Annotated in this window: 27 protein-coding genes; 12 read left to right on the top strand and 15 right to left on the bottom strand. The window is 57.2% G+C overall.

Features of this window, described 5'->3' with window-relative positions; all coding sequences use genetic code 11:
- Position 1 precedes the first annotated feature (1 nt).
- From DSM25558_RS16210 to epsC, 3 genes are read left to right on the top strand one after another with little or no spacing between them, the layout of a single operon-like run.
- Positions 2-1,171, top strand: coding sequence for an NAD(P)/FAD-dependent oxidoreductase (locus tag DSM25558_RS16210; protein ID WP_077105737.1), 1,170 nt, complete (start codon positions 2-4; stop codon positions 1,169-1,171).
- A 41-nt stretch (positions 1,172-1,212) separates the two neighbouring features.
- On the top strand, positions 1,213-2,334 hold the full coding sequence (locus DSM25558_RS16205; protein ID WP_083716514.1) for a type 1 periplasmic-binding domain-containing protein: 1,122 nt from the start codon (positions 1,213-1,215) through the stop codon (positions 2,332-2,334).
- On the top strand, positions 2,300-3,136 hold the full coding sequence (gene epsC / locus DSM25558_RS16200; RefSeq protein ID WP_200800771.1) for a serine O-acetyltransferase EpsC: 837 nt from the start codon (positions 2,300-2,302) through the stop codon (positions 3,134-3,136). Before DSM25558_RS16205 ends, epsC begins: the two co-directional genes overlap by 35 nt.
- Positions 3,137-3,144: 8 nt before the next feature.
- On the opposite strand, the gene gcvA is transcribed toward epsC, so the two are convergent.
- Positions 3,145-4,023, bottom strand: coding sequence for a transcriptional regulator GcvA (gene gcvA, locus DSM25558_RS16195; protein WP_083716512.1), 879 nt, complete (start codon positions 4,021-4,023; stop codon positions 3,145-3,147).
- 234 nt (positions 4,024-4,257) lie between these two features.
- On the opposite strand from gcvA, the gene DSM25558_RS16190 reads away from it, so the two are divergent.
- Together DSM25558_RS16190 and DSM25558_RS16185 are read left to right on the top strand one after the other, a co-directional pair.
- A complete protein-coding gene (locus DSM25558_RS16190) occupies positions 4,258-4,947 on the top strand; it encodes a glutathione S-transferase family protein (RefSeq protein WP_083716511.1) in 690 nt (229 codons plus the stop codon).
- A 58-nt stretch (positions 4,948-5,005) separates the two neighbouring features.
- Positions 5,006-5,764, top strand: coding sequence for a GntR family transcriptional regulator (locus tag DSM25558_RS16185; protein WP_077105734.1), 759 nt, complete (start codon positions 5,006-5,008; stop codon positions 5,762-5,764).
- On the opposite strand, the gene DSM25558_RS16180 is transcribed toward DSM25558_RS16185, so the two are convergent.
- Entirely contained in the window at positions 5,756-6,994 is a 1,239-nt protein-coding gene (locus DSM25558_RS16180) for an MFS transporter (RefSeq protein ID WP_077105733.1), read from the bottom strand. The two genes, DSM25558_RS16185 and DSM25558_RS16180, sit on opposite strands and share 9 nt — an antisense overlap.
- A 99-nt stretch (positions 6,995-7,093) precedes the next feature.
- Between DSM25558_RS16180 and DSM25558_RS16175 the strand changes: the two genes are divergently transcribed.
- Together DSM25558_RS16175 and DSM25558_RS16170 are read left to right on the top strand one after the other, a co-directional pair.
- On the top strand, positions 7,094-8,002 hold the full coding sequence (locus DSM25558_RS16175; RefSeq protein ID WP_077105732.1) for a LysR substrate-binding domain-containing protein: 909 nt from the start codon (positions 7,094-7,096) through the stop codon (positions 8,000-8,002).
- A gap of 26 nt (positions 8,003-8,028) precedes the next feature.
- Entirely contained in the window at positions 8,029-8,232 is a 204-nt protein-coding gene (locus DSM25558_RS16170; RefSeq protein ID WP_077105731.1) for a hypothetical protein, read from the top strand.
- A gap of 273 nt (positions 8,233-8,505) precedes the next feature.
- Here DSM25558_RS16170 and DSM25558_RS16165 read toward each other — a convergent pair whose 3' ends face one another.
- From DSM25558_RS16165 to traA, 4 genes are read right to left on the bottom strand one after another with little or no spacing between them, the layout of a single operon-like run.
- Entirely contained in the window at positions 8,506-9,216 is a 711-nt protein-coding gene (locus tag DSM25558_RS16165) for a lysozyme family protein (protein WP_077105730.1), read from the bottom strand.
- 13 nt (positions 9,217-9,229) lie between these two features.
- Positions 9,230-10,372: a conjugal transfer protein TraB gene (locus DSM25558_RS16160; RefSeq protein ID WP_077105777.1), complete on the bottom strand. Its 1,143-nt coding sequence runs from the start codon at positions 10,370-10,372 to the stop codon at positions 9,230-9,232.
- 1 nt (position 10,373) lies between these two features.
- Positions 10,374-10,907: a conjugative transfer signal peptidase TraF gene (gene traF, locus DSM25558_RS16155; RefSeq protein ID WP_077105729.1), complete on the bottom strand. Its 534-nt coding sequence runs from the start codon at positions 10,905-10,907 to the stop codon at positions 10,374-10,376.
- Positions 10,904-14,992, bottom strand: coding sequence for a Ti-type conjugative transfer relaxase TraA (gene traA / locus DSM25558_RS29825; protein WP_077105728.1), 4,089 nt, complete (start codon positions 14,990-14,992; stop codon positions 10,904-10,906). The genes traF and traA overlap by 4 nt, the downstream gene beginning before the upstream one ends.
- Before the next feature lie 211 nt (positions 14,993-15,203).
- Here traA and DSM25558_RS16145 point away from each other — a divergent pair, with 211 nt between their 5' ends.
- The 5 genes from DSM25558_RS16145 (at position 15,204) to DSM25558_RS16125 (ending at position 18,427) form a co-directional block, all read left to right on the top strand.
- Positions 15,204-15,428 carry a TraC family protein gene (locus DSM25558_RS16145; RefSeq protein ID WP_077105727.1) on the top strand — a complete coding sequence of 75 codons (225 nt, stop codon included), beginning with the start codon at positions 15,204-15,206 and terminating at the stop codon, positions 15,426-15,428.
- 28 nt (positions 15,429-15,456) lie between these two features.
- On the top strand, positions 15,457-15,735 hold the full coding sequence (gene traD / locus DSM25558_RS16140; RefSeq protein WP_077105726.1) for a conjugal transfer protein TraD: 279 nt from the start codon (positions 15,457-15,459) through the stop codon (positions 15,733-15,735).
- Positions 15,656-17,611 carry a Ti-type conjugative transfer system protein TraG gene (gene traG / locus DSM25558_RS16135; protein ID WP_077105725.1) on the top strand — a complete coding sequence of 652 codons (1,956 nt, stop codon included), beginning with the start codon at positions 15,656-15,658 and terminating at the stop codon, positions 17,609-17,611. The genes traD and traG overlap by 80 nt, the downstream gene beginning before the upstream one ends.
- A 263-nt stretch (positions 17,612-17,874) precedes the next feature.
- Positions 17,875-17,997, top strand: coding sequence for a hypothetical protein (locus tag DSM25558_RS29670; protein WP_256387074.1), 123 nt, complete (start codon positions 17,875-17,877; stop codon positions 17,995-17,997).
- Between the two features lie 163 nt (positions 17,998-18,160).
- Positions 18,161-18,427, top strand: a complete 267-nt coding sequence (locus DSM25558_RS16125) for a WGR domain-containing protein (protein ID WP_077105723.1) — start codon at positions 18,161-18,163, stop codon at positions 18,425-18,427.
- Positions 18,428-18,485: 58 nt separating this feature from the next.
- Here the strand turns inward: DSM25558_RS16125 and DSM25558_RS29040 are convergent, their stop codons facing one another.
- The 9 genes from DSM25558_RS29040 to DSM25558_RS29030 all read right to left on the bottom strand — a co-directional run bounded on the left by DSM25558_RS29040 (position 18,486) and on the right by DSM25558_RS29030 (position 23,821).
- Positions 18,486-18,659, bottom strand: coding sequence for a hypothetical protein (locus DSM25558_RS29040; RefSeq protein ID WP_200800769.1), 174 nt, complete (start codon positions 18,657-18,659; stop codon positions 18,486-18,488).
- Positions 18,660-18,950: 291 nt separating this feature from the next.
- Complete coding sequence (locus tag DSM25558_RS29035; RefSeq protein WP_200800768.1) at positions 18,951-19,115, bottom strand: hypothetical protein; 165 nt, start codon at positions 19,113-19,115, stop codon at positions 18,951-18,953.
- A 307-nt stretch (positions 19,116-19,422) separates the two neighbouring features.
- Positions 19,423-19,734: a DUF736 domain-containing protein gene (locus DSM25558_RS16115; protein WP_077105721.1), complete on the bottom strand. Its 312-nt coding sequence runs from the start codon at positions 19,732-19,734 to the stop codon at positions 19,423-19,425.
- Between the two features lie 365 nt (positions 19,735-20,099).
- Positions 20,100-21,479, bottom strand: coding sequence for a Fic family protein (locus DSM25558_RS16110; protein WP_083716508.1), 1,380 nt, complete (start codon positions 21,477-21,479; stop codon positions 20,100-20,102).
- Complete coding sequence (locus tag DSM25558_RS16105; RefSeq protein ID WP_077105720.1) at positions 21,476-21,721, bottom strand: hypothetical protein; 246 nt, start codon at positions 21,719-21,721, stop codon at positions 21,476-21,478. The genes DSM25558_RS16110 and DSM25558_RS16105 overlap by 4 nt, the downstream gene beginning before the upstream one ends.
- A 174-nt stretch (positions 21,722-21,895) precedes the next feature.
- Entirely contained in the window at positions 21,896-22,207 is a 312-nt protein-coding gene (locus tag DSM25558_RS16100) for a DUF736 domain-containing protein (RefSeq protein ID WP_077105719.1), read from the bottom strand.
- A 618-nt stretch (positions 22,208-22,825) separates the two neighbouring features.
- Positions 22,826-23,242 (bottom strand): hypothetical protein, encoded by a 417-nt coding sequence (locus DSM25558_RS16095; protein ID WP_077105718.1) that lies wholly within the window; start codon positions 23,240-23,242, stop codon positions 22,826-22,828.
- Positions 23,239-23,505: a type II toxin-antitoxin system prevent-host-death family antitoxin gene (locus DSM25558_RS16090; protein ID WP_077105717.1), complete on the bottom strand. Its 267-nt coding sequence runs from the start codon at positions 23,503-23,505 to the stop codon at positions 23,239-23,241. Before DSM25558_RS16090 ends, DSM25558_RS16095 begins: the two co-directional genes overlap by 4 nt.
- A gap of 151 nt (positions 23,506-23,656) precedes the next feature.
- Complete coding sequence (locus DSM25558_RS29030; protein ID WP_200800767.1) at positions 23,657-23,821, bottom strand: hypothetical protein; 165 nt, start codon at positions 23,819-23,821, stop codon at positions 23,657-23,659.
- Positions 23,822-23,990 lie beyond the last annotated feature (169 nt).

The following is a 23,990-nucleotide window of genomic DNA, read 5'->3' as shown; positions in this document are numbered from 1 at the left end:
GATGAAGAATTCCGACACATTCGATCTTGTGGTCATAGGCGGTGGAGTGATTGGCACAGGTGTCGCATGGTTCGCCATCGATTGCGGTGCACGGGTGGCGCTGGTCGAGCGTCTTGAATTTGGAACGGGCGGTGCAACCGCCGTTTCTGGAGGAATTTTGCGCGCTTTTGACCGGGACAAAACCGCAGCGCAGGCCGCCAGACATGGGATGGAGATATTCAGAAATTGGAAGACGTTGGGCCTGCCGGGAGAGACCGGATACTGTGCGGCAGGCTCTGTGTATCTGCTAGACAACGACAGTATTCAAAGCGCGCGCGTCATCAGAGACATGCTCCATTCTGAGCCATATCCTGTCGAGTTCGTTGAGGCACAGCGACTGAATGCCACTTTCAAGTGGCTGAAAGGCGGTGCTTGGGGAGGTGCCATATACGAAATGCGGGGAGGATATGGCTCGCCGCGGCAGACGGCGAAAAGCTTGGCGGAGGCAGCCTTGGCTCGAGGCTTGGAATATTTTCCAGCCCAAGCTGTCGCGCGGGTAGAGCAGAACGGAGATCGGCTGAGCGTTATCACCGATCGGAGCGTCATCCAGGGCGCCAATGTTATCGTCTGCGGCGGAGCTGGCACGGAAGGTATCCTTGCGCGCAGCGGCCTCGCCCTCCACCTTGATCAGCGTATTCGTCCTCGCGCGATTGGAGTCCCGAGCTTTGACGGCTCGCAGGAGTCGGTGCAGCTGGAATGCTCGATCGTCGATGAAGTGAACATAACATACGTCCGCCCGCTTGGCGGAATGAGATATATGGTTGGTGCAAACCTGGACCGATGGGTGGACGATCCCCACTCCGAGCCGTCACTGACCTGCGAGCAGGTCAGTGACGGCCTTGAACGAGGAGGGCACGTTGCAAATTGCCTCGATCAAGCCGTTTCCACGGGAGGCGTCTGTGGCGTAGATGGGTACACGGCGAGCCGAAAGCCGGTGGTTGGAAGAGTTGAGGGCTGCAATGGGCTATTTGTCGCCTCGGGATTTTCAGGCGGTGGGTATAAAGTAGCTCCCTATGTAGCGGCTGTGATCGCAACTGAGATCGTCGGGCCGCTGCGATCGGCATCGCTGAGAATAATTGTCAAGAATGGTTTAGGTGAGTTCGCTCAGCGACCGGCACTCGCGGCCTTCTAACCGCAATAGTCTTTCTCGTTCTCGGTTTAAAGTAGGTTGCCATGAAGCGTATAGATGGAAAAGGTCCCAGGCGGATTGGAATATCCGCAGCCTTTGGAAGGCCGCTGTCCGTGCATTCCCGAACGGTCTTCGAGGCTATCCGCTTTGCGATCAACAGACAGCCAATGGCGAAACGCAAGAATTTTAAATTCTATTGGATCTCGGACGCAATGTCACGGTTCGGCGGCATGAGCGCTGCCCGCTATTTGGTATCGCACGACGTTGAGATCGTTGTTGGGCACTTTTCCTCAAACGCCGCCCATGCAGCTCGATCACTGTATCGTAGTCATGGCATTCCTCTGATCCTCCCAGCCGCCAGTGACGATCGGCTAACCCACCGCGCCATCGGCACGACAAGATGGCCCGACACATTCCGGCTATGTGCGGCAAATAATGTGATTGGAATGGCGGCGGTGGCGGCAGTCAATGCCGTCCGCCCGGGCGCTAAAGTCCGCATTTTAATGGACAATTCCAGATATGGCAAAATACTTGGCAGCGCAATCAAAGCAGCGCTGGCAAGCGATGCCACTCTAACATTTGCTGGAGAGAATCAGCCGGCAGATTGTTGCATCGCCGCAGGCCATTTCGAGGGCGCGCATCAGATACTTACTCAGCAGGGAAAGAATACACCGGGCGAGATTTTACTCCTCGTGGACGACGGTGTTCATCCGTCCGTCGCAGACTTCTTCCCAGCGGTTTATCACTCCCGCCTTTACGGTGTTGCGGCCACTCAAGCGGGCGGAAATGGGCCTAGTCGATCAGCTTGGTCTGGGACAGGTCACGGCGCAAATCGGCCACTGCCTCCTTTTTTCATTGAAACCGCAGCAGCGCTCGAAATCGCCATGGGCCTGACTGGCAAAGGTGCCATCCGGCGAAATCGGAGCGATCTGCATAGGCGGCTGGCTCGTGAGCTTTGGAAAACCTCAATGGGGCTAGTAGGTTTTTCGGACACTGGAGACAACAGAGACATTTCGTTTTCTCTTTGGTCCGTTCAGCATGGTCGTTTTCAACCCGCCGCAATGCTCGAAATAGAGAAGAATGGAGGCGATCGTCATGATCCTCACGGAAGGTCCACAACGAGGGTCAGATATGATGAAAGTATCGCCAATCTCGAAAATCGATGATTGCCAAATTCCGATCAGCGAGCGGATTTGGGAAAACCTTCTGGACGAAGCGAGGTTGATGTGCGTTCGTGAACCGGGCTTGGAGCAGTTTCTAGAAATCGCAATTTTGGGCGCGGGATCCTTCCGGAAGGCGCTGAAAACCCAGATCGGGGTTAGATTTTCTGGCCTCACTCTACCGCGGGAGCAACTAGACGAGTTAGTGGAGGAAACATATGAATGTGAGCCGAATTTGATCCAGGCCGCTGCGTCCGATCTTGCGGCCTATAAAAGCCGCAACGCTGCCTTCAGCAGCTATCTCGCACCGTTCCTGTACTTTCGGGGCTATCAGGCGCTTCAAGCACAACGCGTTAGCAACTATTTGTGGCGATCGGGCCGGCACGGTATGGCAATCCATGTTTATGACAGGATTTGCCAAATGTCGGGGACGGACATTCATCCAGCGGTCACCTTCGGAACAGGAATATTCATCGACCATGCCATAGGGTTGGTGATCGGGGAGACGGCAGTAGTCGAGGACAACGTCTCGCTCCTCCATAACGTAACATTGGGTGCAACGGGAAATGACAGAGGTGATAGACATCCCAAAGTCCGTCGGGGTGCAATCATTGGCGCCGGGGCAACAATTCTCGGTAACATCGAAGTCGGAAATGATGCGCGGGTCGGGGCCGGCAGTGTGGTGCTGCAAACGGTACTACCGCATGCGACTGTAGTAGGCATCCCTGCAAGAACGGTAAGTCGGCTCAAGGTGTCGAATATTGCCCCGCGCGGAGGGAACGCCGATGATTTTGATTGGGCAATTTGATGTGCATCTCAATGACCTCGAATCTCTTCGTGTAGCCACGAGCGGAATGCCCTGATCTTCTGGCTGCGTAATCCTTCTTCCGGAAATACACAATAGTAGGCGAACTTGCTTGGCCACTTGAGGTCTACGGGGCTAACGAGCCGTCCTTTAGCAATATGATCGACGACAAGGACATCTCTTACGAGAGCAACCCCTTGCCCCGATATCGCCGCGTGGACAAGCGATGTATCATCGTCGAAACTAGGGCCACGCGAGCAATCAACCTCGTTGAATCCGTTGGCTCGAAACCAAAGAGCCCAATCTGACCTTTCCGCTTCGTGAAGAAGCGGAAGCATTGTAAGATCAGTAATGTTGTTGGCCTTGGTGCCGAAGTCCGGGCTACAGACAACGACCATTTCCACCGTAAAGAGACGCTCGCTATATAAGCCTCTATATTGTCCCAAGCCATGCCTGATGGCAAGATCAACGTGGTCGCTTTCAAAGCGAACAAGATCTGTGGCGGTATTGACGTGGACATCGAATTGAGGGTGCCGTTCGCGAAAACGACCCAAACGGGGGACCAGCCATTGTGACGCAAAGGATGGCATTGTACTGACGACGATCTTGCCGCCTCCAATGTCTTCCGTCACTGCTTTCGTCGCGACCTTAATGAGGTCGAAGGCGGACTGAACACCTTTAAGATATTCTGACCCCTTAGGGGTCAACCGAATGATGCGATTTGACCGATCGAACAGCGCTATGCCCAAGGTTTTTTCCAGGTTTTTGACGTGCTGGCTAACAGCGCCTGGGCTGACATTCAAATTTTCAGCCGCGACTTTGAAGCTCTCGTATCGACCTGCCATTGCGAACGCACGCAACGCGGAAAGTGGGGGAAGATTCTTTGGCATATTCAGGATAGTTTTTCTACGTTTCCGGTAAGGATATTTGAGTTGTGCGTTGCGGGCATTTCGGGTGATAATTGTATGAGAGATCGAATAATCTACCTATACGCGCTTTGAACATCTACCGCTCTCCGCCATTTCCGTTATGAACGCAACTACCTTGTCCAGATTAATCTCTTTATAAATCAGTATTATGTGGCTTTTGGTCAGCGCCGATAGGTGAAAGCGGAGGAATTTTCCATGTCGCTTCAACGTGACGACGCAGTGGCAACTGAGAATTCCCGAGTTAGGCCGGACGAGGCCTTGCCACTCAGATTGTATGGGAACCGCAATTCTGGGCACTCTTACAAGGTCGCTCTCTTCCTGCAGCTGTCCGCCATCGACTACGAGTATGTTCATATCAATCTCGACACCAATCGAGCACATCGCCCTGCTGCGTTTCGACGTCTCGCCAAGTTTGATGAGGTGCCAATCGTGGTTTACGGCGATATCGTTCTTAGCCAGTCCAATGCTATCCTCCTTTACCTATCGCGCAAGCTGCGCCGCTATGAGGCAATGTCAGAGTATGATCAGGAGCTGATCCATCAGTGGTTGTTTTGGGAAGCCAATAGGATCGGCTTCAGTCTGTCGAACCTTCGTCACATTAGACGCCTGGGCCTCACCGAGCCGGAACTTGAAATTTACTACAGCAACCGAACAAAGGACGATCTGGATCGATTGAATCAGGAGTTTTCTCAGGGCGAGAAATCATTTTTGATCGGGGAGCGACCTACCATCGCTGACATATCCTGTTGCGGTTATCTTTTCTGGGCCAGGGAAGCCGAAATAAATGTCGATCAATGGCCAGCTGTTTCTGCTTGGCTATCACGGATACGTGCACTTCCGGGTTGGATTGAGCCATCAGCTCTCATGGCTGCGAGAAATCCATAGGGCTTCGACCGAAGGTAGTTCACCGGCCATGTTACGCAACCTCGGAGGAGAAACTAAAATGATCGAACGCCACGTCTTGGATGGAAATTTAGGGACCGCAACTTGTGGGCCGAGCAATGTTAAAAGTTTGAACAGTGTCTACTGTCGGCTGAAAAAGATGCTGATCCACTACGAGTTTCGCCCCGGTCAGCAACTTCACATCGCCGAACTTGTTGAAACACTCTCGACAAGCACAACGCCCCTGCGTGAGGCACTCATGCGTCTGCAAGCAGAGAGATTCGTCACAGCGACCCCAAACAAAGGGTTCTTTGCGAAAACGTTGTCTAGTATGGAAATGAGAGCGTGGTACGAGGCGGCGTTTCTTGTGTTAAAGTACTCGATACAGTGCGCGTCACGTGCAGATCGTCCTTGGGGAATCGCGGGGTCGATCTCCGCTTGGTTGCCCTTGAGACCTTTTGCAAGAGACGCCGATCTTATTGAAATTTGCGCCGCTAAGGAATCACTTTACGAAGATATTTCGCGTTGGTCTAACAATCAGATCATGCTCGATCATATCCGAGATTTCAATGCGCACAGTCGCTTTGTTCGAATGCTCGATCTCGAAATACCAGAAAATATCGAGGCTATTACGGACGATATGACAGAGCTAAGTATGGCGTTGCGTGATCTTGACGCAGAAAGCGCTATTGCAAATTTGGAAGGGCAATTGGAGAAGAAATTGGGGCGCTTGGATCTCCTAGCGAAGGAAGGTACCGTTCGTTCTCTAGGCTTTGCCAGCATTCCACATCAATCTTTCAATCGCCACCCGCTAATCTAGCTTTGTAGCGGAATGCATTGATCTCGGCTCGTTTCTGAGTGCGAAAACCATCAGGCCAGCCCCGACAGAAAGCGCAATCGAGATCAGCCAAACCCACTCATATCTCATGGTGAGGTCGAAGATGTATCCGCCAGAATATGCGCCAGCGGCAGCGCCGAGCGAGTGGCCCGCCGAAATCAGCCCCATCGCAAGACCCATAACGCGCAAACCAATATGGCTAGCGACGAGGCTGGCGGTGACCGGAACAGTCGCGTAGTCCACAGCGCCAAACAGCGCTGCGAAGACGACCAGCATTTCATAGCTGGCTCCGACGTTCATCAAAACCAGAAATGTCAGCCCACGCAGGAGATAGATTGAGCCAAGCAGAACGACCCGGTTCATACGGTCGGTTAGCCAGCCGGCTCCGATCATGCCAAGCAGGTTAACCGCCGACAGCACGCCGTAAGCCGCAGCGCTTGGAACCGGCCCGAAACCGCAGAAAGAAGCGTAGGGCAGAAAATGCGTCTCGATTACGCCCGCCGTTGTGTAGCCGCAAAGGAAGAAGCTCCAGAACAGGATATGGAAAGCCGGCTTCCGGACGATTGCTGATAGATCATCATTTAGAGAGGCGGCAGGGATAGGAGATGAAACTTCAAGCTTGGGGCCACCCTTGGTCGACAGGGTCCGCCACAGGAGCGGGATGAGGACGAGGCATGCAATTCCGATGGCGAAGAAACTCCAACGCCAACTGAACATTGTCAGTACCGCCGCCACCAAGGGAACGATCAGGAATTGCCCGCCCGTTGAACCGGAGGTGGCAATGCCCGTCGCAAGCCCCCGGTTTTTGTCAAAATGTTTTGCGATAGCCGTCGATACCACATGGGTTGCCACAATCCCGAAGCCAAGCGCCGACAATCCGCTGAAAGCCAATACGAAAACGATGGCATTGCTGGTTGCCGAGACGATCAGGCAGCCGACCCCGACAAGCGCGAGACCGAGCGTCAGTGTTGACCTAACGCCATGCCGATCGACCAGACGGCCAGCGAATGGAGCAACTCCCGCCATGACCAGCAGCGCCGCTGCCGCTGCCCCCGAAACAAAACTGCGCGACCAGCCAAGCTCCTGCGACCAAATCGGCATCACTAGTCCGAGAGTTGCCCGGGCCGAAAAGGCGAGCGACAGTGCCAAGAAGCCAAAGAACACAATAAACCAACGCGCATATTTTTCTCTACCGACCGAAGGAGTTATCATGGTATTTCCTCGTTTTCTGATGCATGCAGAAACACATGGTAGTTGTGCCGTGGCAAACGATGTTTTTCGTTTTGAGTTTAGTTGTGCTAAAGAGAAGACATGGTTAGTTCGCTTTCGCTTTTGCATACATTCGTTCTTGTAGGTCGCGTTGGTCGAATGCGCGATGTTTCGACTGCGATGTCTGTAACGCCAGGAGCGATCAGTCAGCGCATTCGCCAATTGGAAGATAGGCTCGGTTACCGGCTGTTCACGAGATCGAAGGCCGGTGTGATGCTCAATCCGGCAGGGCAGGCCCTTTTTACCTCACTTGATGAAGCCTTTCGCAAGATTGAAACAGTGGATCAGCGTCTCGATCGGCGACTTGGCAAACGTGTGACTGTGACAACCATGGGCTCGTTTGCTTCAAGCTGGCTCGTGCCCCGTCTGAAAGACTTTGCACGTCGCTACCCAGAGACCGATGTGATTGTCGAAGCAGAAAGTAGGGTGGTAGATCTTGCAAATGAACCAGTTGACCTAGCGATCCGCCATGGCCTAGGCGACTATCCGGGGTTGCTATCAACATGGCTGATGGCACCAGAATTGATGGTCGTCGCGAGTCCTAGTTTGCCTAAAGTTGATACGGTTTTGTCACCTGCCGACTGCCTTCGCTTCCCCCTACTACATGATGCAGATCGCAGCGACTGGCGGCTCTGGTTCGAAGCTCATGGCATTGCGACCGAGAGAGACTTAAAGGGACCATCTTTCAATGATGACTATCTACTGGTTCGAGCGGCAATGTCTAACCAAGGACTCGCGCTCATACGGGACGTATATGTTGATGAGGAACTACGCAGCGGTCAGTTAGTAAACGTACTGAATATTCGATGGCCTAGCAAATTTGCCTACTATGCCGTCACAACGGCGAAAGTGCTTCAGAGGCCTGCGGTACGCAACTTCGTTGATTGGCTTTCCGAGCAAGCCGATTTGGCTCGGCGCGATGACTGGCGACAAAAACACGAAGAGCGATGACGTCGACGTTATATTGAAATGGACACATGACCCAGATGGGAAAGCGGCCATTGGCGCCAGACCTCATCAAGCGCATCTTTTTCTTCCGTAAGATCGCAGAGTTTCTTGGCGTATTCGGGCAGATTTGCGAGCCTACCAAGCTTTTGCTGCTGCTCGAGAGGATGCTCGAACTTGTGGTTTACTGGGAACGCCTGCCCATTGTCAGAAGCGAATTCGTCCGGCGCGATTGACATCGGAATGGTCGAAGCGAATGCCGGATCAAAGAACAACGGCAGAACCCGAAAAAACAGGCGCTGGAGAGGAGTATCATATGTCGCAATACTATCTCATCGACACGCTAGATCGTTTTCATAGCGGCATCGTACTTCGATCTCGGGCGCGTCGATGTTGAAACTTCTAACTGACCCTCCGCGTGAACTACCCACTCGCAAGGTGTCGCCATCCCAGATGCGCAGGTTGGCATTGCAAAGCGCAAAGAATGACAGAAACGACGATATGACCGCTCATTTTGCAGGCGAGCCCGGTTCAACGTTATGAACCTTGATGCCGGTCAGATTGATCCGCATCGGCGCCCGGTTGGGATCCTGATTGCTCAACGGCTGTTCTGATGCTCCTTGCCCTTCGATGGAGCCCTTTTGGCCTGAATCCTGACCTACAGCCATGACCTCGCTGACCGGATCGGAAGATTGCGCCGGCACGTCTTCGCCTGTGATGCGGCCTTGAGCCGCCGCAAGCTGTTCGGCCGGTGCAGGTTTCCACACAGTGACGTCGCCGGGACCTTCGGCTTTGAACACGTTCTGTCCCTCGAAATATCCGCTGGCGTAGGACAGCATGGCGTCCTCGAATGCCTCGGGCCGTGGATTTCCGTACCATTTCGACACGATGCGGTAGACCTTGCTGAACAATGCGGTTCCCATGCGGAGATTTTCGCAAGGTTCGAACAGATTCATGCTCAGCTCATCCGCGCTCTGGATGCCAAAACCGGCAGGATATTGCGTGAGGCCGACGCGAACGACGGCCTGGCCGAGATACTGTTTCGTGAGGTCCATGGCTTCCTCGGCAGTTTTCGGCGTCGGTACGGCGAAGGTGCGGTTGCCGCTCTTTACGGTAACCTGATGGGGATCCGTCACACCGATCTCTTGGACGAACTGCTGAACGATTTCGACGCTCAGCGTCGGATCGGCACACTGTTTGATGAATGCGGCATCGATCATGGCAGATCCTTTCTTACTCGTTGAATGCCATTACCAGGGGGATATCGAACAGCGAGGCCCAGGCCTCCCCGCTCGCTTTCAGGATGGAAACGATGTTGGAGCCGCCGGTCCACCAGCCATTGCCGACAGCCACGATCATATCAGGCTCGTACATCATGGATTGCAGCACAGGCCAGACCAAAAGCAGCTCATAGCAGATGAGTGACGCCGCACGTTTACCCTCGACCATCACATAGGGATTGCCAAAGACTTGCGCGTGCGCGCCGCCTGTTGTCCATGGCTGCCACATCGAAACCGGGACCGGCATTCGCTGCCTGTAGAGAACCTGCGATGTGTTCGGGGTCAGTTCCATTATCGTATTGTCGTAGCCGGTGGGATCGACCACCGCCGCACCGCCTATGATACGGACATCGAGACCGGCTAGCTCGCTTTGCCACAGGTTCTCGGTCGTTTGGCTCCACAGTCCAAAGGTGCTCTCGGGAAGGACAACGACCGACGCCCCCTGCGCCGCGGCCTGCCTCATCATTCGGATTGTCTCGAGATGTTGGGCGTAGTCGGCATATTGTCCCGCAGCGGTAAATTTGAACTGCGTGTTGATCCCGACCCATCCCTCCGGTAGTGCTGGCGGCGTCCACATTGCGGCGGACCATGCGTAAAATCCTCCCAGGACGAGCGCAGCGACCGGCCAGGCTCTTGTCGTCATGGCGAGAAGGCCGGTCGCCATCGCCGCCAAACCAAACCACTTCCAGCCGGGGAAAAGGATGCCGGCGGCCGTAATCGGGCTGGCCCAGCCGGTAATCCCGAATGGTGGCACACTCATCAAAATGACCGCGACCGCATAGCGCAATGGGCGACGCCACCCGCCCTTTGAGGTCCACAGGGAGGCATGAACGGCGACAAACAGGATCGACGCCGCAAGCCAGAACGAAATCCCGATGGCGAGCTGCTCGCCAAAGAAGATCGACGTCCCAACCGGCAGGCCGCGCGAGGCTCCCAGAAAATGGGCGGCAGCCACAAGCGCCGCTACACGGCGCGAGGGCGCGAATGCCCAGAGCGCCGGGAAGGCAACGCCGATGGGAAGCATAAGCGCATGCCCGCTCCAGCCAATCGCACCAGTAAAAGCCCCGCCGGCGACGAACGCTGCGCTGATTGCCAGATTACGGGGAGAAGGTGAGAATTTCTCGCGCGAGGCCAAGGATGCCGTTGGACGGGAGTGGGCCAAAATATCTCGAGTCATATGAACCAACAAATTCGGAATGCAGGAAAACCTCGCCCTCAGGAATGGTGCCGCCCGCGTAGACCGGCATGGGCCGTCCTTCTGAGTCGGCCTTGAGGACGCGTGATGAATGAAGAGGATGCCCGTCAATGATGACCTCTCCACCTATTTCGACCGACTGACCGGCAGTCGCTTCCACAGTCTTGATGAGCGGACCGCTCCCGGAGGCGCACAGACCTCGCGGCAGATAGTGACGTTCAAGCGCCAGCGACACGGCTTCGCCATCGGGCGGGCAGATAAATATGCGATCCCCTGCCCTGACATCTCGATCCAGAGCGACGATCTGCCAGAGACCAAGATTGTACGACGGCGTAAAATTGATGCGGAAGCCGCCAATCGTAAATGTGCCAGCTATGCCGCCGATCAATACGATCCCGACAACAAGGATGACGAGGGCGTTGCGGCGGGCGTTCAACGGTTCATCCCCGGCTTCTGCACTTGCGCTCTCGCCTGCGCCTGTGCCTGCTCCTTTTGATGAGCAGCAACCTTCTGCGCGGCGTGAAACAGCGGCCAAGACTGAGCGAGCTTGCCGTGATCGTCAGGGGTGACTTTCGCGGCGGCCGCATCAAACTTCCTGCCCTTCGGCTCGGCGCTGCTGAAGGTGTTCGCGCCGAACTTTTCATCGAGCGCCTTATTCAATCCCTCGATTTCAGCCCGAACGATCCTATCGGAAAGCGCAAAGCCTAAATGCGAATGCAGGTCATTGCGGTCGATCGCATCGCGGATGCGCTCGAGCGTGTGTTTGGCGTTGTTCGAGATCGATGGCACATCGACCCGCTGGCGATCACGCTCCTGCCGGAGTGTGCCGGTGTGAAGCTCCTGCACTTCGGCGCGAATGCGGATATAGTCCCTGATCGATTTTGCCAGCGGATCGACATGGCCTAAAGCGTTCTGACGCTGAGCCCTGGAGGGGCCGGAAGCCAGCAGGCCGGTCTTGCCCTTGATCGCACCATAGGTTTCGGGATTGCTGGCGAGCTGGTTGATGATGCGGTCCTGAGCAGCCTTGGCGGTCGCATCGTCGCCGTTCAGAGCCGGGGCAAGATTCATTGCCTTCATCGCCTCATCCGGCTTCTCGTAGATGAATTTCATGCGCTCGTTGATTTTGATCCAATGAACGGTGAGGGTCGCGTCGCCTTGCACTTTTGTCTCCACAGCTTGCTTGATGGAACTCGCCCAGGTCGCGATACCGCGTAGCCAGGGCTGGCTAGGTGCCGCCGCTATGGCAGCCCGCTTCGAGACGGTCTGCCCCATCGGCTGATGATGGCCGAACCGTTCGATGAATTGCGAAAGTTTCGCGCCTGCTGCCGCGATCCTGTCGCGCTGAATCCTGATCCAGCGAGCCTGATCCCTCGCGAGCGCCCTGGCAACCCGAAGCCCATACAAGCCTCTGTTGTTGGCATAATCAAGCGCCTGGCCGTAGTGGCGTGATCCCGTAAAGTCGAGCGTCGTCGTCTTGGCCGCGGAACGCGACATACGGGTGGCAAGCTGTGTCAGGAGCTTCGATTGTTCAGGCTGCGGCGCGGCAGTCTCGATCCGTGAGGCCCGAGCTGTAGCCGTCTCTATGACCTCGGCCGTCCAGACGTTGCGCTGCGCGCTCTCCCATGTGGTCGTGGTCTTGCCCGTCACTGGGTCGACCTTGCGCACCGGCACATTGACATCCTCGACACCATCGCGTCGCAAGCGAACGGTGGCACCGGTGGCAGCGCCCGAATGCTCGATGGCCTTAGGCAAGGAAATGCCCCACACGCGATGGACAGCGCCATCGGGGGTGCGAATATCGGCATATGGCGTTTCGCGGCCCTTCTCATCCTCGCGGTAATGAGCCTTTCCGCTTTCCACCAATTCACCAGCAATGCCGGCGCTGTGATCGACGCGTCCGCCTTTCGTGTAAAGATGCGTGGCCGCGATGTTTCGTGCTGAAGGATCGCGATCGCCGACAAGGATGACGGTCCAGACGTTGCGTTCGCCAACGCGTTCCTCGAACGTTTTTGCCCCAGTCATCTCGTCTATGACCGGCACGGTGATCACGACTTCCTCGGTGCCATCCTTGCGCAACGTCACCACGTCGCCAACGGTCGCGCCACCCTTCTCCATCGCGTCGGGCAGACTGACGCCCCATAGGCGGTGCGTCATCCCGGCCGCGTCGAGCAGGTCGGCATAGGGCGTCGGCTTTACATCATCGCCTTCGCGGAAATTCGCCATCCCGGCATCAATGAGCTTGCCGGTAATACCGGCCGCATGATCGACACGACTGTAGCGGGCGAATTCTTGTGTCGCAGCGTAAAGCTCCACGCTGTCTCGGTGGCGGGTGAGCGCGACATAGGAAAGATGCCGATCGAACATGGACGAGGCTAGAACCTTGACGCGATCGACGGTCGCGCCTTGGCTCTTGTGGATAGTAGTGGCATAGCCATGATCGACGTTGCGATAGATAGCCTGATCGATCTCGACACGGCGTGATCTGCCGGGGCCATGCCCCTCACTGCCGACTTCTGCGACGATCTTGCCTTTCTCGGCTTCTACGACGCGGGCAATCATGCCGTTCATGACGCCAAGAGATTTCTCGTTTTTGAGGAAAACGATCTGATCCCCGGCGCTAAAATTCCGCATCCCGTCCTCGGTGCGAAACTCCGCCCCCTGCCCAACGATGCCACGCTCCTGCAACGCAGCTCTTGCGTGCTCGTTGAGCGCCCGCACGTCCTTGCGCATATAGGCGAGTATCAGGCTGGACCGGGCCGGGTTATAGTCGGCAATCCAGTCCTTGATCAAGGCGGCGATCGCATCCGCCTTGGTGGTGGTTTCGATGACGTGGCCTCTCTCGTGATAAGCGGCCAGCGCCTCACGGACATTGCCGCGCGCAAGATCCATCGACGCATCGCGCATCCACTGCTCACGCTGGCGCCAGATCGTACCCAACTCGGCATAGCCGATAGTGTCGGCAAGCTTGCGGAAGGCGCCGCCAGCTTCGATCGGCTGCAACTGGTCGGCGTCACCAACGAGGACAAGTTTGGCTCCTGCCCGATCGACGGCAGACACAAACTCTGCCATTTGCCGCGACGCGACCATGCCCGCTTCGTCGATGACGAACACGGTCTTGTTGTCGAGTGCAGCGCGGCCCTCCTTCCACTGCAATTGCCATGAAGCCAGGGTGCGGCTTTTGATGCCGGCCTCTTTTTCGAGCCCTTCCGCCGCCTTACCCGCAAGCGCCGCGCCGACCACCTTGTAGCCATTCGCCTCCCAAATCTCGCGGGCGGCTTTCATCATAGTGGTCTTGCCTGCGCCGGCACGGCCGACGACCACGGCCAAACGCTCGTCACCAGTAATGCGCTCGATGGCTACTTTCTGCTCATCGGACAGTTTGCCATTGGCGGCAAATATTTCCTTGCGTATCGACCGCGACACGTCGAAACCCGAAACGACCGAAAGACGCTGTGCCTGATCCGCCATATCCGCCTCGATGCGGATCATGTCGCGCGTGGCATAGCGGTTCGGCAGAATTTCGCCTGTTGCGAAATCAACTTCTTCCGCCTCAAGAAGCGCAAGCTCCGGGCTCTGCAGGACCCGCGCCATCAGGTTCGCAAACTGGCCTGAGTCATCAATATACCGATGGAGATATTTGGCGATATCACGCTCGTCGAACACCGATTTTTCCCATGAAATCGCGTCAAGCACGATCTCCGGCCGCTGTTCTATCCGGCGCGCGTTTTCGCGCCGTGCAGCCTGATGCAGCGCCAGTCGTTCAAGATCGACAGTGCGGCTTTCCGCTTGCGCCTCACGATGAATATTTTTCGTCGAAACGCCGATATGCGGCGTTGGCACAAGCCCGATCCCGCGCTCGGCATAAGAACGGCCGTCGACGCGAATGTCATGTCCGTTCAGGCGCAGATGCTTGTTCTGAATGGAGTACCAGGCATCCCGCAATTCGAGAAAGTCTGTCTTGTCGCCAGCCCACAGTTTGTACTGGATCTGACCGGACTTTGATCGTTGCGGCTGTCCGTTCTCATCGAGGATGGCGACCTTCTTTCCCCCGAACCCGTCATGGGTCAAGGGTCGCAGGCTCGTCATCAAATGCAGATGCGGATTGCCCGTTGCATCGTGATAGACCCAATCGGCCACAAGGCCGCGAGCCGTCACGACGGAGGATACGAAGTCCCGCATCATTGCGATATTCTGCTCGGTCGAAAGTTCGATGGGGACCGCCAGGATGAACTCCTTGGCGAGCTGCGCGTCCTTCCTCGTCTCGAACGCTTCGACCTTGTTCCAGAACGCCTCGGACGACTGCGCCGGTGTCCTGCCCTCTTTCAGCGCTCGTGCCCAGTCCGGCGCATCGTCCGGTAACGCAAACTCGCTATGGACAAGACCCGACTTGTTGGAGAAGTCGGCAACCCGCCCCTCCCGCTCGTTCTCCATGCGCGCCGTGTGACGATACGCGGCCGCGGCAACAGCCGATCGGCCTTCACCGCGGCTGATGATCTGGGGGGTGAAATGCGTAATCGCCAAGAGAGCGAACTCCGGACAGCCAAGCGCCCATTCAAAGGGCGCGTAGAGCAGACGTTGCGCAGCAACGTATCACTGCGCTGTTAGAAACAGACCAAAAAGTACCGGCAAGGCCGGTGCCTTGTAAAGTTGATTTCAGCTAACGCAGAAATCTGTGGTTGAAGGAAGCTGACGCTTCCTCCAAAACTGCCGGGAATGGAAAGGAGCAAGCACAATGGCAAAGAGAACCAAATCGCCCGCAGAGATCAAAGCGGCCATGGAAGCGCTCAAGGCTGAGCTGAAAGAGGCCGAAGCGCGAGAGGCAGAACGCCTCGGATCTCTCGCCGTCAAAGCCGGATTGCACGAGATCGACATTGATGATGCCGTTCTCATGACGGCCCTGAAAGAACTGGCCGCTCGATTTCAATCCTCGTCGCAACTGTCTCACGCGACGGCTTAGAGGCCGCATCGCTCAGAAGGAGAGACAGGTGCAGGCAGTCCGTGCCGAAGATCGCAAGAAAGACACGCGCGAGAAAATCCAACTCGGCGGCCTGGTGGTCAAAGCAGAGCTTCGGGACATCGACAAAGCCGTCCTGTTGGGCTGGCTGATGGAACTCCCCGATCGCCTGAAAAAGCATGAAGAGGAATGGGCAAGGCTGCAAGCCATCGGCAAAAGAGGGTTCGAGGATGCTGGCGAGAAAGATGATGCTCGTGATGATGCCGGCCGCCCTGATGCTGGCACTTACAATTGGAATGAAAGGGATTGAATTCTGGCTGGCCGGTTTCGGCACCAGTCCGCAGGCCTACCAGACATTGGGACGCATCGGTCTCGCCATTCCCTATGCAACGGCTGCATTCGTTGGTCTCATCTTTCTGTTCGCCACGAAAGGATCGCTTCTCATCCAGTGGGCAGGATGGAGTGTGCTGATCGGCGGGTTTTCGTCGATGGCACTGGGTGTTGGCCGTGAGGCATTGCGGCTGATCGAAATTCGAGCCAGCCAGCCGAATGTTCTTCTTTTGCCTCTGGTCGACTGGTTCACAATCGCCGGAGCCATAGCCTGCTTCTTTGTCGCGATCTTCGGTTTAAAGGTCGGGCAGCGTGGCAACATGGCGTTCGGCCGGACAGGTCCGAAGCGCCTGAAAGGCACAAGGGCCGTCCATGGTGCAAACGACTGGATAAGCCTGTCTCACGCCGCAAAACTTTTCCCGCCGACCGGCGGGATTGTCGTTGGAGAAAACTACCGGCCTGATCAGGATAGTATCGGTCAGGTTGGTTTCGATCCCCGGCGAAAGGAGACCTGGGGCAAAGGCGGCAAAGCGCCCTTGCTTAGTTTCGATGCCGGGTTTGGATCCACACATGGCCTCGTGTTCGCCGGCTCTGGCGGCTTCAAAACCACGTCCGTTGTCATCCCGACGGCCCTGAAGTTCAAAGGGTCCATGATTGTCCTTGATCCATCGACCGAGATCGCGCCGATGGTCAGCGAGCATCGGACACGAAACCATCAGGAGGTCGTGTCGTTGGATCCGCGCTCGCCTCATCTTGGGTTCAACGTCCTCGATTGGATCGGCAAACACGGCAATACGCCGGAAGAGGATATCGCATCGGTCGCCGCATGGCTGATGAGCGAAAGGCCGCGCGTCAGTTCCGGATCGGACGACTTTTTCCGAACTACGGCCGAGCAGCTCATCGCGGCGGTTATCGCCGACGTGATGCTCACCGATCTCGATGAGATCGAAGACGACCCGGACGAAGATCCCGAATTCAAGACGGGCGAGAAGTCGCTGCGCATGGTGCGCAAGCGGCTCGCCCAGCCCGAGAAAACACTGCAGAAGAAGCTGGAAAAGATCCACAAGAACACGTCATCGCGGTTCGTACGGGAGAATGTGGCGCCCTTCATCAACATGACCGAGCAGACGTTTTCGGGCGTCTATGCGACCGCGACGAAGGAGACGCACTGGCTGTCCTACGAGAATTATGCGGCACTCGTATCGGGAAACTCTTTCCAGACCGAAGACATCGCCTCAGGCAATATGACGGTGTTCATCAACATCGATCTTTCGACGCTTGAAAATCACCCGGGCATGGCGCGCGTGATTATTGGGGCGTTCCTGAAGGCGCTCTATAACCGAAATGGCGACGTATCCGAACGCGCGCTCTTCCTTCTCGATGAGGCGGCGCGTCTTGGGTATATGCGGATCATCGAAACCGCCCGCGATGCTGGCCGAAAATACGGGATAACCCTGCTGATGCTGTTCCAGTCGCTCGGCCAGATGCGGGAAGCATTTGGCGGGCGCGACGCGACGAGCAAGTGGTTTGAATCCGCGTCCTGGGTTTCGTTCTCCGCGGTCAACGACACAGACACTGCGGATTACATTTCGAGGCGTTGCGGCACGACGACCATTGAGGTGGATCAGGTGACGCGCAACTCCAACGGTGGGCGAAGCGGCCGCACACGCTCGAAACAGCTCACGCAGCGTCCGTTGATCCTGCCTCACGAGGTCACGCAGATGCGAACCGACGAGCAGATCATTTTCACCAGCGGCAACCCGCCGCTGCGCTGCGGCCGTGCTATCTATTTCCGCCGCGAGGAAATGGCATCACGGGTAAAAACCTCGCACTTTGCACCGAAAGCGGCCGGCTAACGCCGGCTCATTATACGGCGGCCTTCGGCCAGGTTTACCACAAGCTGCGGCATTCTCTTCGGCGCTATGGGGAGCGCGTTCATGCCTTCGCTCGCTTCGCGGACTTCCTATCAGGAAGTCCGCTCCGGCCCTGCGGGCTGGAAAACCAAATTCACCCGGAAAAGGAAATGGCTTGGGGAAAAGACGACGGGCAGCGATCGCCGGATAAGACCGGAGCGCATCAATTCAGGAAGAAAGGCAGATTGGGTGTAAAGAGGGCGTCTATGCTGGCGCGCTCGACCGTCAGCCAGTCCGGCACGGCGGGGGCTCACCGTAAGCTTTCGCCTTCCGCCTTGCCGCGGGAGGATCGTTACCGCATGGACGAAACCGTGCAGCGGGTTCGGTGAGCGAAGCGAATAGAGCCGTCTGATCGAAGAGCGGCCCGCCCTCCAATCTCTTGGTTCAACGGACCTGCCAACGTCATCCGCATATCAAAAACGTGAATCGAAAGTCGGTAACCGATTCAAATCTGTCATTGGACCACGTCCCCGAAATCGCAGATTCTCGGCTATGCTTGCTCAACCCTACCAGATCTACGTCGAACGGACCGACCCGGCCAGAAACATGGCCCGCTATTATGTCATGGAGATTTCCGAGACATTGTTTGGCGAGGCGTGCCTGACGAGAACATGGGGCCGCATCGGAGCAAGGGGCCAGGCGAAGACACATCTGTTCGAACGGGAAGAAGAGGCCGTTCGGCTGTTTCTTGATCTCACGAAGCAGAAACGCGCACGCGGTTACCGGCCGAGGCAGGCCGCCCTGACAGCCAGAAGCTGACGATCAATTCGAGGAGCAGGAAAAAAAGAGCCGCGCGATGCGGCCCCCCAAGGCTTTGTCATTGTCGCCGATCCCAGTCGGTTTCGAAGGACGCCTCAATCTCGACGAAGAACGGGATCTTGATTGCGAGCTTCAGGCCGAGCTTTCCCTTGCGGAAGAAGTGAACAATCACCTTACCAAGGGTGCAGAGACGTCGGCCGGTGCGGTTCAGGAACTGAGCGAGTTGTTGCATGGTGTTTCTCCTTGTCGATTGCGGTCATCGCGGGGACCAGTGGCAGACCGGATAAGGAGTGCTGCACCTGCCAAGGCCGCAGTGAAGCGGAGGACCTGCCGGCACCAGAATTTTGTCGGGCAAGGAGGCGCAAAGCGCCGGGGAAAATTCTGGTGCCACAAGGTTGCGGCATGACGAACGGGATGCATCGTCCCCGATGCAGATGAAGCAGGCCGACATGGAGAATGCAGCGGATCTTCGCTTCACCGTCATGAGGCGCCGACGTCTGTCGGCAAAGGAGTGGTACCGCCCTCAGAAGGGCGGCTCGGCGTCAATGATGCCATCCTGTTCGGCCTCGATGACAGCGAGTTCGGCCAGAGCCATTTCAAGCTCGCCTTCGATTTCGCGGCGCTCGATGACGTCCCAGGCGTTTCTCAGCTCGGCGCGCAGTTCCTCGATGTGTTGTTCGATCATCATCGTCTCATCTCCTTAAGTTTGTGAAAGACGATGACCGGCGGCGGGACGGCATGGCGGGGTCAGGGATCGCGTCAGCGACCGCCAGCGGCGGCGAGTGGGGGAGCCGATTTTGTCGCTGGCGGCAAAATTGGGGGAACCGCTCGTCCTTGACGCTGTCATGGCGGCCCGGCACCATAGGTCGATCTGATCAGACCATTCCCTCTCCGTATGGCACCGGAAAAGCTGAAGGCGGGCTCGATGCCCGCCCTTCAGCTTAGTGTTCAGACGAGGAAGAGGCCCCGCCAGGTTGGCGGGGCCGGTGGGACCGTCAGTCGCGGTTGGGGCGGGACCAGATCAGCTGGTAGCCGTCCTCACCTTCGACTTCGGACAGCGTCGCGTAGATCGGAGCCGGGAAGCTTGGGTCATCGAGCTTGACCGAGAGGTAGTCGCGGTCGCTCTCGGCGGAGCGCTTTTGCCAAGCGGCGCCTAGCTCAACATTACCGGCGTAGATGCGGAAGTGAGGGCCCTTTTCAGAGGGGGTCTCGACCCGGGCGATGCGGGCCTTGACGTTGAGGGCGAGAGTGCGGATCGAGCCGGTGAAGCCGGTCTCAGATGAGGTGAAGGTGCCGATGGTAGCCATTGTCATATCCTTTCGCTGGTTCAGGGCCGCGCTCTTCGCAGCCTCGATGGCAGTCGCAAAGACCGGGGACGATCGGACCGCACCCCAAAGGGGCTGAAACGAAGAGGAAGGCGGCCGGCAGGGGCTTTCTTGGTACCGCGAGGAATGCGAACGCAGTTCGCAGGGGAAGAAAGTCACGGACAGCCGTTGCGGGACAACGATCGAGGCGAAGCCGCTCTTCGGTCAGACATGCCCCATCGAGCCCGCAAAAGAGCCGGATGTATGAGTGTAAGGACATGACAATGGCAGACTGCCGGCAAAGTCGGGTGATTGGCATCATCTACGCAACGGACTGGTGACCCTTTGTCTTGGGGGGCCGGTACTGCCTATCGCGTGGGGCCGCCCCTTACCTGGCCCTGAGACTGCTTGATAGCCTGTGCCTGCTCGCGTGCCAGGGATTGCCCCTTGTCGAGCGCTTTCAGGACCTCGCGCGCCGCGGTGATCTGCTGTGTGTCGAGCCCATGCTTGCTGGCTAAAGGCTCGAGGTTACGTTCAGTCCGTAGTTTGCCGAGATCCTCGCCAAAACGATGCTCGAACGACCGAATGGCCTTGTCTATTTCGGCCGCCTGCGTGTCAGAGAGGGGACGTTTTTTTTCAATGGCATCCATTAGCACGGGGTCCGGCAAGCGGATCTCCACCTTACTCCGCTCTACCAGCTGCCGCTTTTCGTCAGAGATGGCCTGGCGCACGCCGTGAGCAATTGAGATCAGCTGCTCCGCTGCGCCTTTCAGACCGAATCGAGCCGTGATCGCATTGCGATGATCCTTTCTCTCCTGCTGGCTGGAGAAGATGCCGCTTGCACCCTTGTATGATCCGTAGAACTCCGGGTGCAGCTCGATGCGTTTCAGCACCGACCGATCGCCGATGGCACCTGACAGCGCCACCTCTTGAATTGCCTTGATGACTGGCGCCGGCTCCTTGTAGACACTGAAGGCCATCTTTTCTAGCTTGCTATTACTGTCGGCGAAGGCAGCGTTTGTCGCCAATGCATTCTCGACGTCGGCTTTTGTCACGATCGGGTCGATCGCGCGCTTCGGCACGATGACCGGCCTCTGTTGTGCAACCTGCGAAGGACCAAGCCCTGGCAAATTGCGAAGCATGTTTGCGGCCTGAGACGTTACGAGAGTTTCGATCCGGAGGAATGGCTTCAGGTAAACATCGAGGTGACCTTTGCCGGGAGCGTCCAGTTCTTTCGTCAATGCGTTGAGATAGTCGGTCTTGTTGGTCTGCGACCAATCGATGTAGATCCCTGCGCGACGACAAAGCTCGGCATGCACGGTCATGATCGTGCGTCCGTTTCCGTCAAGAAAAGGGTGTGCATAGGCAAGATAGCCCATGATCTCGCCGGGCCTGGACCGCATTGTGTTCGTGTCGGCGGCCATATCCAGGGCTGTCTCTACAGCCCTGCGCGAATCCCCTGGATGCGAGAAAAGATCGAAATTGCCATTCTTCCCGATGGCACTGTCAGGAGCAGTGACCGTCCGATCCTGGCCAGCCCAGGGATACAAACCGGAAAAAAGCTTGGCATGGGTTTGCAAAACGTCTTCGTAAGCCAGTTCGGTTCTGGACTTGAGATATTCGAGCGCGAAATCAAGTTCGCCGCGGAAAGCGGCATGTTCCAGCCGCTTTACCGCAACCTCATCGGCACCCCGGACATTCCTTAGATAACCTCGCGTCGCGTAATCACCGAAGGGATCGAATGTCATGCGGACTCGAGATAATCGCCGTACAGGGCTGTCGCCTGCTCAGACGTGATAATGCCCTTGCGGCGCATCGTCACCACAAGGTCCTCTATCTCATCATAGATCACTTCATCGCCCGACAGATGCGTGATGGTATCGGCCATGGCGTCAGTCGCGGTACGCTCGGCGACAATGCCATGCTGACGCGCCAATGCACGAATAGCCTGCTCGGGAGTGGTGTCGGAATGACGGATTGCATGTGCCATGACGATCCTCGTTTTGTTGGAACAACAGTAGCATAGACGGTCAGTTGAATCGAGAGCCGTGGTACGTCTGCGGTCTTTCTAGACCTTGTCGAAACCATTGAACGACGGTGAATCCCCGCTCCGCGTTCAGACGAGGAAGAGGCGCCGCCAGGTTGGCGGGGCCGGTGGTAATCCTCAGTCACGGCTGGGGCGGGACCAGATCAGCTGGTAGCCGTCTTCGCCTTCGACTTCGGAGAGTGTTGCGTAGATCGGAGCCGGGAAGCTCGGGTCGTCCAGCTTGACCGAGAGGTAGTCGCGGTCGCTTTCGCTGGAGCGCTTCTGCCAGGCGGCGCCCAGTTCGACATTGCCCGCGTAGATGCGGAAGTGCGGACCTTTGTCGGAGGGATTGTCAACGCGAGCGATGCGGGCCTTGACGTTGAGAGCCAGAGTGCGGATCGAGCCGGTGAAGCCGTTCTCGGTGGTGGTGAAGGTGCCGATGGTAGCCATTGTGATTTTCCTTTCGCTGTTTCGGGCCGCGCCCTTCGCGGCCTCGATGGCAGTCGCAAAGACCGGGGACGATCGGACCGCACCCCAAAGGGGCTGAAACGAAGTGGAAGGCGGCCGGGAGAAGCTTTCTTGGCTTGCGCGAGGAATGGTGGCGCAGCCGCCAGGGGAAGAAAGTTTCGGACGGCCGTTGCGGTAAGACGATCCGAGGCGAAGCCGCTCCCCGGTCAGACATGCCACATCGAAGCCCGCAGATGAGCCGGCAACAGACGTGAAAGGAATGCGCGGTGGTGACCGCACTCGCCGTCTATAGGCTTAACAGCGAGCCACCAGTCCCTTAGTCGTTCAACCTAGCCATAACAGAAGTCGCGACCAGCTCCATATTGAACGAGGCTGCCTTCTCGGTCAAAACGCGCAGATAGTCGTCGACCGCGTTGTGGCTTGCGCCCGTAGCACTGGCTGCCTCCGTCACGGTCAAAGCGATCGACCGCCGCCATGGAGCGTCGCAACCTCCCCGTTCGATCAGTGACGATGTGGGTTCTTCCGGACTCGACGCGTACGTCAACGGCAGTGCCAATCGCCGCCGTCCCCGTAGCCAAACGGGGTCGGTCTCTGAAGGTGTTATCGAAAGCGACTGATTTCTGTCAGGGACTTCCGGCGCGCGATGAACTCGCGAAGCAGGGGCAGGAAAAACGCCTTGCTGAACCGGCCGATCGGCGGCTCAGGCTCGAGATAAAACGAGCGGCCGATCACATCGCTGTTGAACTCGTCGAAAATGATCCAAAGCCGGAGATCGGCATCCAGCCCCGCTCGCCGCTTTTCGATCGAGGGAATTTCGGCGGCAAAGCGTGCCTGCTCCGGCTGCTTGGTGGTGATCGGAAAGAACAACACCAGATCGCCATCGGGCCGGAGAATTCTGACACCGACCGCGACCGGTCGATTTTTCCGGCCTTCGGTTTCACCTTTGCCGTCTTCCCGCGCCCAGAGATACGGATAGCGAACGATCGCTGCGGTCTGAATGTCGTCATAGCCGCTCACCGGCCAGCCTCGTCGCTTTCGGCATACAGATCAACCGCTGCCTCGAACTCACCGAGCAAGCCGTCCGGCATGGTTTCAATCGTGCCGGTCGATCGGGAATCGGACTGGCGCATCAGTCGATCGTAATCCTCGATGTTAAGCAGGACCAGGCGCGGCTTGTTGCGCTGCGTGATCGTCACAGGATGACGAAGCGCCTCTGCAATAATATCGCCTGATTTTCGCGACAGATCACTTGTCGTGTAAGAACCTCGCGGGTGGGACATGCTGACCTCCTGATGCATCGTATCGATGCCGATATTACTCGGGACGAACGCAATTACAGCATATACAGCATTTCTGTATTTGTTGAAATTGATTTCTGCGGCGGGCTTTTAGCGTTGACGTTATGCCGTGCCAGCTCAAGCCGACCGACCCCTAGTAGGGGTCGTACTCATACATCACCTCAACCTCATCGCCGTCGATTTCGTCTGCGGGCAGGACGCCGAACTCGTCGCCGGATCTGAACAGGACGACCGGGACCATCAGGGTGCGTGAGAGATTGAAGGCGTGGTTTTGTGCGAGGCTGAGATCGTGTGACATGGCAGGTTGGCTCCATCCGGGAGCGGGACCATTCCCGCTCGATGGCTCCCCCTGAAGTCGGGCCTCCGGCCGCGATCACCGCAGGCACTGCCTGCGGCGGCACGCTTGCGTAGTCCGACCCTTTACGGGTTGATCGTAGAAGGCCGGGGCTCGACGGAGCCCATCGACA

This window comes from Agrobacterium sp. DSM 25558, assembly GCF_900100825.1.
In the GTDB taxonomy this organism is placed as follows: Bacteria; Pseudomonadota; Alphaproteobacteria; order Rhizobiales; family Rhizobiaceae; genus Agrobacterium.
This window is presented reverse-complemented; position numbering and strand designations above follow the sequence as displayed.

Coding starts and splice junctions, on each gene's coding strand:
- DSM25558_RS16210 (WP_077105737.1), top strand. CDS start 2: ATGAAGAATTCCGACACATTCGATCTTGTGGTCATAGGCGGTGGAGTG.
- DSM25558_RS16205 (WP_083716514.1), top strand. CDS start 1,213: ATGAAGCGTATAGATGGAAAAGGTCCCAGGCGGATTGGAATATCCGCA.
- epsC (WP_200800771.1), top strand. CDS start 2,300: ATGATGAAAGTATCGCCAATCTCGAAAATCGATGATTGCCAAATTCCG.
- gcvA (WP_083716512.1), bottom strand. CDS start 4,023: ATGCCAAAGAATCTTCCCCCACTTTCCGCGTTGCGTGCGTTCGCAATG.
- DSM25558_RS16190 (WP_083716511.1), top strand. CDS start 4,258: ATGTCGCTTCAACGTGACGACGCAGTGGCAACTGAGAATTCCCGAGTT.
- DSM25558_RS16185 (WP_077105734.1), top strand. CDS start 5,006: ATGATCGAACGCCACGTCTTGGATGGAAATTTAGGGACCGCAACTTGT.
- DSM25558_RS16180 (WP_077105733.1), bottom strand. CDS start 6,994: ATGATAACTCCTTCGGTCGGTAGAGAAAAATATGCGCGTTGGTTTATT.
- DSM25558_RS16175 (WP_077105732.1), top strand. CDS start 7,094: ATGGTTAGTTCGCTTTCGCTTTTGCATACATTCGTTCTTGTAGGTCGC.
- DSM25558_RS16170 (WP_077105731.1), top strand. CDS start 8,029: ATGACCCAGATGGGAAAGCGGCCATTGGCGCCAGACCTCATCAAGCGC.
- DSM25558_RS16165 (WP_077105730.1), bottom strand. CDS start 9,216: ATGATCGATGCCGCATTCATCAAACAGTGTGCCGATCCGACGCTGAGC.
- DSM25558_RS16145 (WP_077105727.1), top strand. CDS start 15,204: ATGGCAAAGAGAACCAAATCGCCCGCAGAGATCAAAGCGGCCATGGAA.
- traG (WP_077105725.1), top strand. CDS start 15,656: ATGCTGGCGAGAAAGATGATGCTCGTGATGATGCCGGCCGCCCTGATG.
- DSM25558_RS29670 (WP_256387074.1), top strand. CDS start 17,875: ATGCTGGCGCGCTCGACCGTCAGCCAGTCCGGCACGGCGGGGGCTCAC.
- DSM25558_RS16125 (WP_077105723.1), top strand. CDS start 18,161: ATGCTTGCTCAACCCTACCAGATCTACGTCGAACGGACCGACCCGGCC.
- DSM25558_RS29040 (WP_200800769.1), bottom strand. CDS start 18,659: ATGCAACAACTCGCTCAGTTCCTGAACCGCACCGGCCGACGTCTCTGC.
- DSM25558_RS29035 (WP_200800768.1), bottom strand. CDS start 19,115: ATGATGATCGAACAACACATCGAGGAACTGCGCGCCGAGCTGAGAAAC.
- DSM25558_RS16115 (WP_077105721.1), bottom strand. CDS start 19,734: ATGGCTACCATCGGCACCTTCACCTCATCTGAGACCGGCTTCACCGGC.
- DSM25558_RS16110 (WP_083716508.1), bottom strand. CDS start 21,479: ATGACATTCGATCCCTTCGGTGATTACGCGACGCGAGGTTATCTAAGG.
- DSM25558_RS16105 (WP_077105720.1), bottom strand. CDS start 21,721: ATGGCACATGCAATCCGTCATTCCGACACCACTCCCGAGCAGGCTATT.
- DSM25558_RS16100 (WP_077105719.1), bottom strand. CDS start 22,207: ATGGCTACCATCGGCACCTTCACCACCACCGAGAACGGCTTCACCGGC.
- DSM25558_RS16090 (WP_077105717.1), bottom strand. CDS start 23,505: ATGTCCCACCCGCGAGGTTCTTACACGACAAGTGATCTGTCGCGAAAA.
- DSM25558_RS29030 (WP_200800767.1), bottom strand. CDS start 23,821: ATGTCACACGATCTCAGCCTCGCACAAAACCACGCCTTCAATCTCTCA.